Source organism: Longimicrobium sp., from assembly GCF_035474595.1.
Lineage (GTDB): Bacteria > Gemmatimonadota > Gemmatimonadetes > Longimicrobiales > Longimicrobiaceae > Longimicrobium.
Map to the genome: position 1 here is coordinate 162,694 of NZ_DATIND010000044.1, position 14,808 is coordinate 177,501.

Sequence of the window (14,808 nt, forward strand, 5' to 3'; positions counted from 1 at the left end):
AAGGTGCGAGAGCGCGAAAGTCAACGGCGGGTCTCCGCGGGCACCTCGTTCTCCATCGCACATTGCGGGGCCATGACCAGCCGGAGCATCGAGATAGCAATGATGCGAGGCGGATTCGCCCGCCGTCCGCCGTCTCTCTGCCGCCACCGGCCCGGAACGCGGCGCGATGTGCGATTCGTCTGTTTGTGGAATGTATCTCAACATCCTTCACTTCAACAACTTACGGCAGATTTGGAACGCGATGTGCGACGGCGCCCGCCCCGCCTTGGGGGCGGAGGTGCCGCCCCCGCCGGAGGACCCGCCGCACCCGGAGGATTCATGCGCCGCGCCGTATTCCTGCCCCTCGCGCTCGCCACGCTGGCGGGGTGCTCGGATTCCATCGTCGCCCCTGAGCCGGGGCCCGGTCCCGCGCCGGTGCATCTCTCCGCGTCCGCCGAGGCAGGGGCGGTCGTCGCCACCGATGCGCGCACCATCGCCTGGAACGAGGGCGGGGTGCTGTTCGGGCAGAACCTGCCGCTCCCCGACGTGGGCGGCGGGCGGGTGGTGTGGCAGGACGCGTCGTCCGGCGCGGCGGCGGTGCTGGCGTACGACCTGGCCTCCGGCGCGCGGGCGCAGTACGCGACGGTGTCCGGCACCTTCGCGTGGCCCGCGACGGCGGGGCGGTACACCGTCTGGAGCGACGGCACCACGATCTACCTGCGCGACGCCTCCACCGGCACGGCCCGCGCGATCGGCAGCGGGGCGGGGTACACCGCGCAGGTGTCGCCGCAGGGGCGGGTGGCGTACGTGGAGTTCAGCGCCGGCGTGGGCAACGTCGCCGTGTACGACGCGGCCACCGGCGCGACCCACATCCTGACGCACTACACGCCCGACTCCGGCCAGGCGGCGCGCGAGGTGGACGTGGACGGCGATCTCGCCGCGTGGTCCAGCTTCACCACGCGCTCGCCGTACACCACCGCCATCCGCGCCGCGAACCTGGCGACCGGCGAGGAGCGGGAGGTCGTGGCCGTGAACAGCCAGGCCATCGGCGCGCCCTCGGTCTCCACGGGCCGCATCGTCTGGTCGGACGAGCGCAGCGGCAGCTACGACGTGTACCTGTACGACTTCGCGACCGCGACTCAGCGCCGGATCACCACGGACCCGTCGGGACAGTTCAACGCGCGCATCTCCGGCGGCCTGATCGTGTGGGAGGACGGGCGCAACTCGGCCAGCCACTATCTCCCCGAGAACGACATCTACCTGTACGACCTGGCGAGCGGAACCGAGGTGCCGGTGGCGACCGGCCCCAACCACCAGGGGTGGCCGCGCATCGACGGCAGCCGCGTGGTGTGGACGGAGCGCGCCAACGAGCGCTGGGAGATCCGCACCGCCGTGGTCCAGGCGCTCACGCTCGCCACCCTGTCGTCGACGGTCGATGCGATGCTGGCCTCGGGCGACATCGCCAACGCCGGCGCCGCGCGCAGCCTGCAGGCGTTCCTCGCGCAGGCCGCCCGCGCCCACGATGCCGGCGACACCGCGGGCGAGCGCGCCGCGCTGCAGCGCTTCCGCCAGCACGTGCGGCAGCTCGCGGGCAAGCAGGTGAGCGCCGCCGCCGCCGAGCGCCTCACCGCGATGGCCGACACGCTTCTACGCGCGCTGGCCGGATAAAGGAAGCAGGGAGATGAAGAAACCCGCGCCGGGCGAGAAATCTCCCGGCGCGGGTTCGTTGTATCACGAGACTGATCCGTGTCAGTCCGCCGCCTCTGCCGCGCGCTCGAACTGGTCGATCCGGTACTCCGCGTCCGGGAAGTGCGCGATGATCTGAAGCTCGCCCCCCATCGCCTCGATCACGTCGCGCAGCGTGCTCACCCGCACGTCCGTGCGCCGCTCCAGCCTGGACACGTTCGACTGGCGCGTGCCGAGCCGTTCCGCCAGCTCCTCCTGCGTGATCTTCCGCGCGCGGCGAAGGTCGTTCAGCTCCATGGCCGCCAGCATCGCCTCCGTCTTGCGGGCCGCTCGCTCGATCGTCTCCGGAGCGGCCTTTGCCTTGATCTCTTCCCAGTCTTTCGTGGGCATCAGTTGATCTCCTCCTGTGTTCGCAGCTCCGCGAGGTGCTCGTCGTACAGACGGTCTGCGAGCCTGATCGCACGGTCGTACCAGCGGTTGTCTCCGGTCTTGTCTCCGCCCATCAGAAGAATGGCCGCCCGTTTGGGATCGAACGCGTACAGGATCCGGTATGGCCGTCCCGCATGCTGGATGCGAAGCTCGCGCATGTGGGGGTGTTTCGATCCGTTGATCGCGGAGCTGTGCGGGAAGCCGAGGTGCGGGCCGGCTGCTTTCAGCAGATCGACCGACGCGATCACGTCTTCGCGCTCCCGCTCGTTCAGCTCGTCGTACCACGCATCGAATATCAGCGTGCCTCGAACTCTCCACGCCATCAATATACCCCTCCTTGCATATGCAGTAAAGGGAATATCTCTCCTCACGCCGACCCACGCGGCGGGAAGCGCCGCCATGGCCGGCGTCATGGATACGGGAGCGGGAAGGTTAACGTAGTAGATGGATGCACGCGCACTCTGGACAGCCGCAAAGCGCACGCGAGCCGACAGCTTGGAAAGGGTGGCGCGGAGCTTCAGCCGGGGGGATTCGACCGGTCGCGGAGAACGCGGGCGAGGTCGATGAACTTGAGGGCGGAGAAGGTTTCGGGGCGCTGGACCAGGTCCATGCCGGCCGCGCGGCCCACGGCCCCGGCCTCGTCGGGGGTGAGGTCGTACGCGTCGCGGAGGATGCGCTGGAACTGCTTGCGGCGCTGCTGGAAGGCGGCGCGCGTGAGCTCGCGGAGCGCGCCCTCCTCGTCCGGCGCCAGCCGCGGCGGGTCGTGCGGAACGATCTTCACCACGCTCGACATCACGTCGGGCACCGGGCGGAAGGCCTCGCGGCTCACGTTCAGCACGCGGGTGGCGTCGGCCACGGCCTGCACGCCCACCGCCAGCGCGCCGTACGTCTTCGTCCCCGCCTTTTCCAGGATGCGGTCGGCCACCTCGCGCTGCACCATCAGCACGATCACCGCCGGGCGCGGGCGGCGCTCCAGCAGCGAAAAGAGGATGGGGGTGGTGATGTTGTACGGGATGTTGCCGATCACCTTCAGCCGCGCGGGGTCGGTCGTGATGCGCTCCAGCGGGACATCGAGGAAGTCCTCGTTGATGACCTCCACCGAGGGCTCGCCTGCGAACTCCGCGCGCAGGCGGGCAGCCAGGTCGTTGTCGAGCTCGACGAGCACGAGGCGCCGCACCGTCCCGGCGAGATGCTTCGTGAGCGCCCCCACGCCGGGGCCGATCTCCAGCACCTCGTCGTCCGGCCCGGGGTCGAGCGCGGCGACGATCTTCCGCTGGATGTTGGGGTCGATGAGGAAGTTCTGCCCCAGCGCGCGCTTGGCGCGGGGGAGGTCGTCGGGGTAGGGAAGCTGCTTGCGCGGCGGCACCGTCAGAAGCGCAGGACGACGGCCGTGCGGTCGTCGGGGGGCACGCTCCCCGCCTCGCCGATGCGCGAGAAGAGGCGGCGCACGATCTCGTCCGTGGGCTCCGTCCGGCGGCGCGCGACCTCGTCCACCAGCACCTTCTCCCCCTCCACCTCGCCCTTCCCCAGCGCGTCGGACAGGCCGTCGGTGAAGAGGAAGAGGATGTCGGTTCCCCCGATCCACGGCGCCGTGGCCTCGCCGTACTGCGAGCGGTCGATGATGCCGAAGGGCGGATCGGTCACGTTCAGCCGCTGCGGATCGCCGTCGCGCGGGATGCGCCAGGCGTGCGAGTGCCCGGCGTTGGCGTACACGATGGTGTTCTCGGCCGGGTCGATGACGCCGTAGAACAGCGTCAGGTACATCTCCGTGGTCTCCAGCTCGTCGATCAGCGCCAGGTGCGTGCGGCGCAGCACCTCGGCGGGCGGGTCGCCCTCGCTGGCGTGGATGGCCACGGCGCTCATCGTGAGCGCCATGATCAGCGCCGCGCCGAAGCCGTGGCTGCTCACGTCGCCGATCAGCACGCCCAGCCGGTTGCCGGGAAGGCGGAAGAGGTGGTAGAAGTCGCCGCCCACGCTCTCGGCCGGAACGCATCGCGCCGCCACCTCGGCGTAGTTGGCGAACTGCTCCAGCGGGGGGAGGAGCTTCAGCTGCAGATCGTGCGCGAGCTCCATCTCGCGCACGATCCGCTCCTGCCGCAGCGACTCCTCGATCAGCCGGTTGTTTTCCACCGCCGCGCCGATCTGGCTGGCGATGGCCGCGAGCAGCTTCAGGTCGCCCGCGCTGAACCCGCCGGGCCGGCCCGTGAGGTTGATGACGCCTACGGTGCGCGGCTCGCCCTCGGGGGGCGTGTAGGAGACGGGGACGGAAAGGAAGGCGCCCTGCTGCGGCTGCTGCTCGGTGCCGCACTCGGCGCGCGCCCACATCTCCCCCGGCGCCAGGATGATGGGCCGCCCCTCGCGGAAGACCGACGCGGTGACCGAGCAGCGGTCGTCCACGGCGATGGGGCCCACGAAGCCGTCGCCTCCCTCCACCGCAGCCAGGGCGAGCTGGTTGCGCTCGGCGTCGTGCACCCAGAGCGCGGCGCGGCTGGCGCCCAGGATGCTGGCCACCTCGGTGATGATGGTTCCCGCCGCCTGCTCCAGCGAGATGATGGAGCCCAGGATCTCGCTGATGGAGTAGAGGAGGTTGATCTCCTCGTAGCGCTCGGAGATCTCGCGGCTGAACGAGCGGATCTCGTCGTCGTGGCGCAGCACCCTGGCCAGCGTGGACGCCAGGAAGCGCGCCGCCCCTTCGGTGGCCGCCGGGTCGGCGCCGGGGAGCTCCAGCCGGTACTCGGTTCCCGGCACCTCGGCGGTGGCGGCGCCGGGTGCGGTGGCGCCGTCGGCCTCGGAGCCCATCACCACGCGCCACGCGTCACCCGCGCGGGCCCACACGCGCACGTCCTCGCCCCACGCGCGGCGGAGGTCGTCCAGCACCTCGCGGGCGGGGCGGGCCAGCGCGGGGGCGGTGGCGGCGGCAGGCATCGGGGTCAGGAGGCGCGTGACAGCGGCTCGTGGCGGTACAGCACCAGGCGCACGCAGTTGCCGCACCCGGCGAAGTCCACCTCGTCCATCAGCTCGCGGATCAGGAAGATGCCGCGGCCGCCGGGCTCCTCCAGGTTCTCGGGAAGGGTGGGGTCGGGAATGGAGCCGGGGTCAAAGCCGTTCCCCTGGTCGTGCACGACCACGGTCACGTGCTCCAGACGCAGGTCCACCTCCACGCGCACCTTCTTGGCGGGGTCGCGGCCGTTGCCGTAGATCATGGCGTTGGCCAGGGCCTCGGACACGCCCACGCGGAAGTTCAGCGTGAGCCGCGAGCCCTCGTAGCCGTAGTCGCGCAGGCGGGTGGCCAGGTAGCCGATGGCGCCGTCGATCAGGCGCAGGTCGCTGGGAAGCTCCAGCGCGAACTGGGTTCCGTCGCGCCCCTGCCGGTGGGTGGCGCCGCTCTGGTGGTGCTCCATGCGGCTCAGCGGAGTACCGTCGGATGAGGATGGGCCGGGCACCCGCCCGCGGCGCGGTGCGCCCCCCCCGTGGGGGGCACAGCCTGCGCGCGGTGCGTGTGCACGGCCCGCGCGGCGTTCAGAACGCGGACAGCGCGGCGTCGCGCGAGTCGGCGATGTTGAAGAGGGTGTCGAGCTTGGTCAGCTCGAACAGGGTGCGCAGGTCCTCGTTCAGGTTGGCCAGCCGCAGCTCGCCGCTCTGCTCGCGGATCTTCTTCGACAGGCTGACCAGCACGCCCAGCCCGGAGGAGTCGATGTAGCCGGTGTTGGTGAAGTCGATCAGGAACTTGCGCTCCCCGCCCTCGAGCTCGTCGAGCACCTTCTGCTTCAGCTCCTGGCGGTTGCCCACGATGAGCTGGCCATCGACGTCCACCACCACCACACCGTTCTGCTTGCTCGTTCGGAAGCTCATGGCTCCTCTGGCCCATTGGCTGGTTTGTCGTCCGACCCGCAATCCGGGGCCAGCCGGGGCAACGACTGTGCCACCTGCGGCCCATGCGTACGCGCTCCTGCGAAGCTACGCGCGCGCATCCGCCAGCGCAAACGATCCGTAAGGGATGGAGATGGGGTGGGGATGATGATGGGGATGGCGATGACCGGCGCCCCCGCTCGTGATCTGCGGATCGATGGGGACGGACAGGGACGATGGAGATCGGCGGGCGTTGGCGCGGGGCTCGGGCACCGCGCCCTCTCCGGCCGGCCGAGGCCGTCCACCTCTCCCGTACCGGGAGAGGTGGCTCGCGGCGATCTGCGTGGATCGGCGGCATCTTGCCCGCCCGGCTGGGCCGCAGCGCGAGGGCCGCATCGATCGACGCGAGAATGTTTCCGAAGGGCCGCGGTGCTGGAGAGCCACCCCCTCCCGGAACGGGAGGGGGTCGCGCCCTCCGGCGCGGGGGGAGGGCGGCGCGAGGCTGCGAACCACGCTCAGAGTTGGTGATCCGCGGCCGCTTCGAGTTGGGAACCCGCAGCCACTCAGAGTTCGTGGATTCGCAGCCGCAGCGTCACGCCGCCATGAGCGACGTCAGGCAGGCGGTGTTGACGATGTCCTCCACGGTGGCGCCGCGGGACAGGTCGTTGCAGGGTTTCGCGAGGCCCTGCAGCAGCGGGCCGATGGCCTCGGCGTGGGCCAGGCGCTGCACCAGCTTGTAGGCGATGTTGCCCGCGTCCAGATCGGGAAAGACGAGGATGTTGGCCTGGCCGGCGACGCGCGAGCCGGGCGCCTTCTTCGCGCCGATGGATTCGATGAGCGCCGCGTCCACCTGCAGCTCGCCGTCGGCGGCGATGTCGGGCGCCTTCTGGCGGAAGATGGCGAGCGCCTCGCGCACCTTGTCGATGCTCGGCCCCTGCGCGCTTCCCGCCGTAGAGTAGCTGAGGAAGGCGACCCGCGGCGCATCGCCCACGATGCGCGGTCGCGCCTCGGCGGCGGCGATGGCGATGTCGGCCAGCTGCCCGGCGGTGGGGTCGGGGACCACCGCGCCGTCGGTGAAGGTCAGCACCTCCGTCTCGCCCGAGCGGAACGGGGGGACGACCATGTAGAAGGAGGACGAGACGGTGCGGATCCCCGCCGCCGGGCCGACGCCGTACAGCGCGGCGCGGATCACGTCGCCCGTGGTGTTCGCCGCGCCGGAGACGGAGCCGTCCACGTGCCCCGCGCCCACCATCAGCGCGCCGTACAGCAGCGGATCGGCCACGGCGCGGAGGGCTTCTTCTTCCGTCATCCCCTTCGCCTTCCGCCGCTCGAACAGCCGCGCGGCCAGTTCCGCGCGCCGCGGGTCCGTCGCCGGATCGACCACCTCGACGTCCACCACGCCCAGGTCGTCCAGGTCCGCGCGCGTCAGGTCGCCGCCGATGACGAGGGGGATGGCGAGCCCGTCCGCCGCCACCCGCGCCACGGCTTCCAGCGTGCGCGCATCGTGGCCTTCGGGGAAGACGAGCTTGCGCAGCCGGTCCCGCGCGCGGCTACGGATGCTTGCGAGGAAATCCATCGACCGCTCTGTAGGCTCTTGATCTATGCTCCACCATCGCCGCGAAGCTGACGCGGCGCCGGCCGGAACGCAACGTCGCCCGATTCCGTGCCGGGCGGATCGGGCGAATTCCACTGGGTGTTTATCGAGCTATGCGGCGGGACCAATCCGGTATAGCCGGCCTGGCTCGATGTTGGGCAGGAGTTCGCGTAGTTCCGGCATCAGCGGCAGTAGCTCGATGATGCTGTTGGAGCGCGCTACCAATACGACCACCGCGACGGGCAGGTTGTCCGTATTTTGCTGGAATTCCATGTTGGAATCGACGGTCAGCAGCACGTCGAGCCATCTTCTGCTGCACGTCTTAGCAATGCGCCGTTCTTCGTACCTCCCCACCCCAACTCCGGGACCGTCCGGATCACGTGACCCGGGGGCTCGCGACGCAGTTTGCGCGGCGTGCATTCGTCAAGCGGCACGCGCACGGTCACTCAGCGCTTCTCGTGCCTCTTTCAGGGCCGCAATCGCCTGTTCGCGCGACACGGTCGGGAAGTCGTCCAGAAACTCGTCGAGCGGGAGGCCGCTTTCCAGGTAATCGATCAGCGTCTTCAGGGGGACGCGGGTTCCAACGAACACCGGAGTTCCGCCCAGGATGTCGGGATCTTTGTGGATCACGCTCGTCATCTGCATGACTTCACCTCCATTCAGGGAGCCTGCAGTAAGCTAATGTAGCCGGATCTGCACGAACAGCCGCCCGGCCGTTACGTCCAGACTCCCGGTGATCTGGCGCCGCCGAGCTTTGCGTGGATGCGGGCGAGGACGGCGGGGGAGACGAAGGGGGCGACGTCGCCGCCCAGCGTGGCGATCTGGCGGATGAGCGTGGCCGAGACGAAGGCGTGCGCCGGGTCGGGCGCCAGGAAGACGGTGTCGAGCTCCGGCAGCAGGCGGCGGTTCATCAGCGCCATCTGCATCTCGTACTCGAAGTCGCCCACGGTGCGCAGGCCCTTCACCACCAGCCCGGCGCCGCGCGAACGGGCGAAATCCACCAGCAGCCCCTGGAACGCTGCCGCTTCGACGCGCGGCTCGTCCGCGAACACCTCGCGGATCAGCGCCACGCGCTCGTCGACCGTGAACATCCCCTGCTTCTGCGACTGCGCGGAGTGGCCGACGGCGACGATCACCCGGTCGGCCAGCGCCAGCGCGCGGCGGACGATGTCTTCGTGGCCCAGGGTGATGGGGTCGAACGAGCCGGGGACGAGCGCGATGCGGTCGCTCATTCGGGGGCGGGGATGAAGGTGAGCCAGGTGTCGCCGTAGCGGCGGCTGCGCGCGCCCGGCAGGTCGGGAAGCACGTCGTCCTTGCCGTGCTCGATGCAGAGCAGCGCCGCGAACGGCGCCGCGGCGAACGCCTCGGCCAGCTGCCGCGCGAACCCCTTCCCGTACGGCGGGTCGGCGAGGGCGAGATCGTAGGCGCCCGGCCCGAGCGCGGCGGCGAACTTCACCGCGTCGGTGCGGAAGACGTCCACGCGGTCGGCGGCGTCCAGCGCCTTCACGTTGGCCTTCAGCGCGGCGAGCGCCTTCGCGTCCTGCTCCACGAAGGTGCAGTGCGACGCGCCGCGGCTGAGCGCCTCCAGCCCCAGCGCGCCGGAGCCCGCGAACAGGTCCAGCACCCGCGCGCCGCCGAGCCCGGGCGAGACGATGCTCATCCACGCCTCGCGCACGCGGTCGGTGGTCGGCCGCGTCCCCCGCCCCGGCGGCGCCTGGATGGTGCGCCCGCCCCACGTCCCCGCCACGATCCGCATCCAGGCTCCCGATCGGTCTCGATGCAGTGATGCACAGATGCCATGCAGATCTGCAAGATCGCGGACAAACTAAGCCCCTCGCCCGGTTGCGGGAGAGGGGCACGGGTTGTGGCATGCACATCGGCGGCGAATCAGGCCGGCGGCGGCTCGGCGCCGGGCGATTGCACGAACCACTTCTGCAACTCCAGGAAGCGCTCGAAGGTGGCGAACGCATCGTCGGGCGCGCATTCGCGCGTCCAGCGGCGCGGCTCGTCGAAGGCCTCGATGTACTCGAAGGCGATGCGGCCCCCGGGCGTCTGCTCGATGCGCAGGACGTTCGCGGTGCGGCTCACCTCGGGCGTCTGCGAGACGAACAGCGTGAGGTGCGAGGTCTGCCCGAACACGCCGGAGACGTACGGCGACGCGATGATCTGCTCGACCAGCCGGTGCATCGCCGGCTGCCGGCCATCATCGTACCGTCCGGCGATCGCCGCCCACGAATGCGCCGGGTAGCCGGGAGGGAGGTGGCTGAGCGGCCGGCGCAGGCCGGGCCAGGTCTGCGTCTCGCCTTCGCTCACTGCGCGGGCCTCAGGTCCACGATCTTGGCCTGCAGCGAGGCGCGGCCGTTGTAATGGTTCTCTTCCAGCCGGAAGGCGACGTCCAGCGGCCCGCCGGCGACCCAGGGCTCGCGGCCGCGCTCCGCCATCCCGAAGCCGATGGCGTCCATCGTCCGCCCCTGCGCGCCCAGGGTGAGCTTCAGGTGCTTCTCGCCGACGACGCGCGGATCGCCGACCACGCCCACGCGGCGCGCGGCGAACACCGGCGTGGCGTTCCCCATTCCGAACGGGCCGGCGTGGCGGAGCATGCGCGCCAGGTTCTCGTCGGCGTGGTGAAGCTCCACCTCCAGGTCGATCCTCACCTCGGGGATCAGCCGGTCGGGGTCCAGCACGCTGTGCGCGTGGGCGTTGAAGTCCGCGCGGAAGGCGTCTACCCGGTCGGGGCGGATGCTGCATCCCGCCGCCATCCGGTGCCCGCCGAAGCGCGCCAGGTGCCCGGAGCAGGCGCGCATCGCCTCGTACAGGTGGAAGCCGGGAATGGAGCGCGCGCTCCCCTTTCCATCCTCATCCCCCTTGAGCGCGATCAGCACGGTGGGCCGGTGGATGCGCTCGACCACGCGCGAGGCCACGATCCCGATCACCCCCGGGTGCCAGTCCTGCTCGGCGAGCACCACGCCCCAGTCGCGCGCGGGGTCGAAGGTGCGCTCCAGCACCTGCATCGCCTGCTTCAGCGTCTCGCCGTCCACGCTCTGGCGCCAGCGGTTCTCCGTCTCCAGCTGTAGCGCGATCTCGTGCGCCTCGCGGTCGTCGTCGGTCAGCAGCAGGCGCACGCCGCGCAGCGCCTCGCCCATGCGGCCCACGGCGTTGATGCGGGGGGCCAGCACGTAGCCGACCTGCGACGCGCTGACGTCGCCCTTGTCCAGCAGCCCGGTGATCTTCAGCAGCGCGCGCAGCCCCGGGTTGGGCGTCTGGGGCAGCACCTTCAGCCCCCAGCGCACCAGCGCGCGGTTCTCGCCGGTGAGCGGCGCCAGGTCGGCGATGGTGGCGACGGCGACCAGATCGAGGAAAGCGTGCAGCCGGGCGCGGGGGAAGGCGAGCGCGTCCGCCACCGCGCAACAGACCTTGTACGCCACGCCCACGCCGGCCAGCGACTTGTCGGGATACGGACAGTCGGCGCGGTTGGGGTTCACCACCGCGACGCAGGCGGGGAGCGTGGGGCCGGGGGTGTGGTGGTCGGTGACGATGACGTCGATGCCGAGCGAGCAGGCCCGCTCCACCGCGTCGTGCGCCACGATGCCGCAGTCGCCGGTGAGGATGAGCGCGGCGCCGATGCGCTGCGCCTCGCGGATCCCGGCGTCGGACAGGTCGTAGCCGTCCTGCAGGCGGTGGGGGACGAAGGGCAGCGCCTTCGCCCCCATCATCCCCAGCGCGCGGACGAAGAGCGCGGTGGAGCAGATCCCGTCCACGTCGTAGTCGCCGTGCACCAGGACGGTCTCGCCGGCGCGGATCGCGCGGACGATGCGCTCCACCGCGTCGCCCATTCCCGCAAGCGACTGCGGCGCATGGATCTGCCCCTCGTGCGGGCGCAGGAACTCGCGCACCGAGTCCGGCTCGCCGAAGCCGCGCTGCACCAGCAGCCGGCAGAGCGCGGGCGGCAGGCGAAGCTCGCGCGAAAGGCGGTCCACGCGGGCGGCGTCGGGGGCGGCGGGAAAGACCCAGCGGCGGGTCGCCTGGAGGGGGGGCTGCATGGAGTGAAAGCTACTCACGCGCCTCGCCCGGTTCAAGCCGTGGACACAACCGGTTGGGGGAGATGTGGATGGCGGATACAAGAAGATGGACGGGCGGGGAGTCGGGGCGCTCCATCTCCGGAGAATTGAGATTCCCGCGCTCGCCGAGGCTGAGAAGGCGAATGAATTCGCGGCAACAACTGCCCCAAGCCCGCCTTCGCGGACTCCCTCTCCGGCATCCCGGCGTATCACCGGCACACCGGAGTCCGCGGTGAGATGAACCGCGCAGGCGCCGCCGCCGGCGGCCGGGGCGACCCACGCTCGATCAGGTTGAATCCGCCCCGAACACTCAGTGGGCGAAGATGAAGACGACGCCGGCGAGGAGGAAGAGGACGATGAGGCCCAGCAGGATCCCCATGCGCGGGCTGGGGCGCGAGGGGGGGATGCGGGGCGGCTCCTGCTTCACGGGCTGGGACCCGCCCTCGAAGGGCGGCTCGCGGTCGGTTGCCACGTCGTTCTCCATCTCCACCGGTTGATCCATCGTTCGGGCGGCGGGGGATGGCGCAACGGGCGTGCCGGGGGGTTCCAAAAGAAGTCCTAAGTCCTAAGTCCCAAGTCCTAAGTGACTTCAGTGGTTGAGACATCGATCGGCCTCAGCACTCAGCACTCAGCACTCAGCACTCAGCACTCAGCACTCAGCACTCAGCACTCAGCACTCAGCACTCAGCACTCAGCACTCAGGACTTAGGACTTAGGACTTAGGACTTAGGACTAGAAGCTCGGGCAGCCGCGGAGATCGGGACCGCGATGCAACATCGCGCCGCACCGGAACGTAGAACCCTCCGGCTTGCCATCCGCCCCACCCGGGCCGATGTTGCCGCAGCCCAATCCACCGCCGCCGAACCCGACGCGTCTGCCTGATGAAGAAGTGCCGCTACTGCGCCGAGGAGATCCGGGACGAAGCCATCATCTGCCGCTACTGCGGCCGCTCGCAGGACGACCTCGCCCCCACCGGCGAGCCGTCGGCCGCGGCGGGTGCGGCCGCGGGTGCGTCGGCCGGCGCGCAGGCGGACGGGCGGAATCGGCTCCTCATCCCCCTGACGATCGTGGGTGCGGTGGTGGCTGCCGGGATCATCGCGCTGCTCACGCTGGGCGGCGGCGGGCGGCGCACCGCGGGCGCGGCGGGCGACTCCGTCGGCGACAGCCTGCGCCTGGTGCGCGACTCCTTCCCCGCGTTCGCCACGCTCCCCGGCGAGCGCGTGGCCGCGGCGGATCCCGACGAGCCCGCGCCGCCGCCCCCGCCGCCCCCGCCGCCGCCTCCCCCGCCGCCCGCGACCGGCGACGTGGTGGACGTGCCGGAACTGAAGATCGCCGCGGGGCAGTACCACTACTACGGCTTCGAGGTCGCCGACGAGCGCCCCTGCCGGCTGCGCGGCCGCATCGAGACCACCGCCGGCGGGCGCCACGACACCGACGTGATGGTGCTGGACCGCGACGGCTTCGCCAACTTCCAGTACAACCGCCGCTTCGCCACCGTCTTCGCCGCCCCGCGCACCGCGGCGGTCACGCTCGACGTGCCGCTTCCCGGGCCGGGGAGCTACTTCCTGGTCCTCTCCAACCGCTTTTCCACCTTCACCGGCAAGCAGGTGAAGGTGGAGAACGTCCGCTGGATCTGCTCCGACGACCTCCCCGCCCCCGAGCCCGACTCGGCCGCGGCGGAGGGGGAGGACGAGAACCCCGAGCCGTAGGCGCATCGCCCAACCCTTCCGCGTCGGCCCATCCCGCCGCCGCCCGCGCGAAACATCCGTCCTTGACGCGGGGGGAAGCCCGGGCCTACTCTGCACCATCTGCGTAACCGGTTACATCCCGCTTCCCTCCGGTGTTTTCCGTGGCACGACCGTTTCTCTCCCCCGCGGCCGGCGGCGCGTCCGCGCGCGTGACCATCAAGGACGTGGCGCGGGCCGCGGGCGTCTCCGTGGCCACGGTGTCGCGGGTGCTGAACGCCAGCGGCGCGGTGGCCGGCGAGACGCGCGACCGCATCCACCGCGTGGCCGAGGAGCTGCGCTTCATCCCCAACGACGCGGCGCGCTCGCTCAGCACGCGGCGCACGGCCATGCTGGGCGTGCTCCTTCCCGACCTGCACGGCGAGTTCTTCAGCGAGGTCATCCGCGGGCTGGACCAGGCGGCGCAGGCGCGCGGCTTCCACCTTCTCCTCTCCAGCAGCCACACCGTCCGCGACAACGTGGAGGCGGCGCTGCGGGCCATGCGCGGCCGCGTGGACGGCGTGGTGGTGCTCTCGCCCTACGTGGACCTGGCCGTTCTCGCGGCCAACCTGCACGACAGCGTTCCCGCGGTGCTGGTGAACCCGCCGGTGGAGTCGGACGAGTTCGACACGCTGCGGGTAGACAATTACGGCGGGGCGCGGGAGATGGTGAGGCACCTGGGCGCGCACGGGCACCGGCGCATCGCCATGCTCTGCGGCCCGCGGCACAACTTCGACGCGGGCGAGCGGCTGCGCGGCTACCGCGCCGCGCTGGAGGAGATGGGGATCGCCCCCGACCCGGCGCTGGAGCTTCCCGGCGACTTCACCGACGAGGCGGGCTACGCGGCGGCGGAGGCGGTGCTGGCGGCGGATCCCCGTCCGACGGCAGTCTTTGCGGCGAACGACTCCATGGCCATCGGGCTGATCAGCGGGCTGCGGCAGGCGGGCGTCCCGGTTCCCGGCGGCGTGGCGGTGGCGGGCTTCGACGACATCCCCATCTGCCGCTACCTGACGCCGCCGCTCTCCAGCGTGCACGTGTCCATCAGCGAGCTGGGCGCCCGCGCCATCGAGCACCTGGTCCGCGCCGTCGAGGCCGGCAGCCGCCACCCGCGCGCCCGCGAAACGCTGCCGACCCGCTTGGTGATCCGCGACTCGTGCGGCGGCCACGCATAGGAGCGGGAGACTTCACGCGGGGGGCGAATGAATTCGCGGCAACAACCGCACAAAGTCCCTGCGGGACTGCCCCCCCGGCCTCGCGCGGCGGTTCGGACACGGTGCGGGCCGTAATCGCGGGTCCGGCATGGAATACCAGGTCCAGAAAATGAGTCTGTGCTTCCGCGCCGGCCCCGCCCGACGTCATCCTGAGTCGAACACCGCGCTGCGCGCGACCACGGAGGATGAAAGGACAGTGGTCGTGAGCGCTGATGCCACAGAATGAGCGGATCAGCCTCGCGCAGTTTGCGAGGCTTCCCGTAGTTGTTGCTGCGACT

At 70.9% G+C, this 14,808-nt stretch carries 17 protein-coding genes; 3 read left to right on the forward strand and 14 right to left on the reverse strand.

Going from position 1 to position 14,808, the window contains the following annotated elements; translation table 11 throughout:
- Positions 1–318 precede the first annotated feature (318 nt).
- On the forward strand, positions 319–1,647 hold the full coding sequence (locus VLK66_RS07650; protein WP_325308796.1) for a TolB family protein: 1,329 nt from the start codon (positions 319–321) through the stop codon (positions 1,645–1,647).
- A gap of 81 nt (positions 1,648–1,728) precedes the next feature.
- On the opposite strand, the gene VLK66_RS07655 is transcribed toward VLK66_RS07650, so the two are convergent.
- The 14 genes from VLK66_RS07655 to VLK66_RS07720 all read right to left on the reverse strand — a co-directional run bounded on the left by VLK66_RS07655 (position 1,729) and on the right by VLK66_RS07720 (position 12,097).
- Positions 1,729–2,055: a helix-turn-helix domain-containing protein gene (locus VLK66_RS07655; RefSeq protein WP_325308797.1), complete on the reverse strand. Its 327-nt coding sequence runs from the start codon at positions 2,053–2,055 to the stop codon at positions 1,729–1,731.
- Positions 2,055–2,417: a type II toxin-antitoxin system RelE/ParE family toxin gene (locus VLK66_RS07660; RefSeq protein ID WP_349260494.1), complete on the reverse strand. Its 363-nt coding sequence runs from the start codon at positions 2,415–2,417 to the stop codon at positions 2,055–2,057. Before VLK66_RS07660 ends, VLK66_RS07655 begins: the two co-directional genes overlap by 1 nt.
- Positions 2,418–2,611: 194 nt before the next feature.
- Positions 2,612–3,460: a 16S rRNA (adenine(1518)-N(6)/adenine(1519)-N(6))-dimethyltransferase RsmA gene (gene rsmA / locus VLK66_RS07665; RefSeq protein WP_325308799.1), complete on the reverse strand. Its 849-nt coding sequence runs from the start codon at positions 3,458–3,460 to the stop codon at positions 2,612–2,614.
- 2 nt (positions 3,461–3,462) lie between these two features.
- Positions 3,463–5,019, reverse strand: a complete 1,557-nt coding sequence (locus VLK66_RS07670; RefSeq protein ID WP_325308800.1) for a PP2C family protein-serine/threonine phosphatase — start codon at positions 5,017–5,019, stop codon at positions 3,463–3,465.
- Between the two features lie 5 nt (positions 5,020–5,024).
- Complete coding sequence (locus VLK66_RS07675) at positions 5,025–5,495, reverse strand: ATP-binding protein (RefSeq protein ID WP_325308801.1); 471 nt, start codon at positions 5,493–5,495, stop codon at positions 5,025–5,027.
- Between the two features lie 118 nt (positions 5,496–5,613).
- Positions 5,614–5,946, reverse strand: a complete 333-nt coding sequence (locus tag VLK66_RS07680) for an STAS domain-containing protein (protein WP_325308802.1) — start codon at positions 5,944–5,946, stop codon at positions 5,614–5,616.
- Between the two features lie 589 nt (positions 5,947–6,535).
- Positions 6,536–7,519 (reverse strand): phosphate acetyltransferase, encoded by a 984-nt coding sequence (pta, locus tag VLK66_RS07685; protein ID WP_325308803.1) that lies wholly within the window; start codon positions 7,517–7,519, stop codon positions 6,536–6,538.
- Positions 7,520–7,648: 129 nt separating this feature from the next.
- Positions 7,649–7,834: a hypothetical protein gene (locus VLK66_RS07690; RefSeq protein WP_325308804.1), complete on the reverse strand. Its 186-nt coding sequence runs from the start codon at positions 7,832–7,834 to the stop codon at positions 7,649–7,651.
- Between the two features lie 126 nt (positions 7,835–7,960).
- Entirely contained in the window at positions 7,961–8,182 is a 222-nt protein-coding gene (locus VLK66_RS07695) for a DUF433 domain-containing protein (protein ID WP_325308805.1), read from the reverse strand.
- Between the two features lie 71 nt (positions 8,183–8,253).
- Positions 8,254–8,769, reverse strand: coding sequence for a pantetheine-phosphate adenylyltransferase (coaD, locus tag VLK66_RS07700; RefSeq protein WP_325308806.1), 516 nt, complete (start codon positions 8,767–8,769; stop codon positions 8,254–8,256).
- Positions 8,766–9,293, reverse strand: a complete 528-nt coding sequence (gene rsmD, locus VLK66_RS07705) for a 16S rRNA (guanine(966)-N(2))-methyltransferase RsmD (RefSeq protein WP_325308807.1) — start codon at positions 9,291–9,293, stop codon at positions 8,766–8,768. The genes coaD and rsmD overlap by 4 nt, the downstream gene beginning before the upstream one ends.
- Before the next feature lie 131 nt (positions 9,294–9,424).
- Positions 9,425–9,850 carry a hypothetical protein gene (locus tag VLK66_RS07710; RefSeq protein ID WP_325308808.1) on the reverse strand — a complete coding sequence of 142 codons (426 nt, stop codon included), beginning with the start codon at positions 9,848–9,850 and terminating at the stop codon, positions 9,425–9,427.
- Positions 9,847–11,577 (reverse strand): single-stranded-DNA-specific exonuclease RecJ, encoded by a 1,731-nt coding sequence (recJ, locus tag VLK66_RS07715; protein ID WP_325308809.1) that lies wholly within the window; start codon positions 11,575–11,577, stop codon positions 9,847–9,849. The genes VLK66_RS07710 and recJ overlap by 4 nt, the downstream gene beginning before the upstream one ends.
- Positions 11,578–11,905: 328 nt before the next feature.
- On the reverse strand, positions 11,906–12,097 hold the full coding sequence (locus VLK66_RS07720) for a hypothetical protein (protein WP_325308810.1): 192 nt from the start codon (positions 12,095–12,097) through the stop codon (positions 11,906–11,908).
- Positions 12,098–12,476: 379 nt separating this feature from the next.
- Here VLK66_RS07720 and VLK66_RS07725 point away from each other — a divergent pair, with 379 nt between their 5' ends.
- Together VLK66_RS07725 and VLK66_RS07730 are read left to right on the forward strand one after the other, a co-directional pair.
- A complete protein-coding gene (locus tag VLK66_RS07725; protein ID WP_325308811.1) occupies positions 12,477–13,304 on the forward strand; it encodes a hypothetical protein in 828 nt (275 codons plus the stop codon).
- 140 nt (positions 13,305–13,444) lie between these two features.
- Positions 13,445–14,491 (forward strand): LacI family DNA-binding transcriptional regulator, encoded by a 1,047-nt coding sequence (locus VLK66_RS07730; RefSeq protein ID WP_325308812.1) that lies wholly within the window; start codon positions 13,445–13,447, stop codon positions 14,489–14,491.
- The last annotated feature ends 317 nt before the right edge of the window (positions 14,492–14,808 follow it).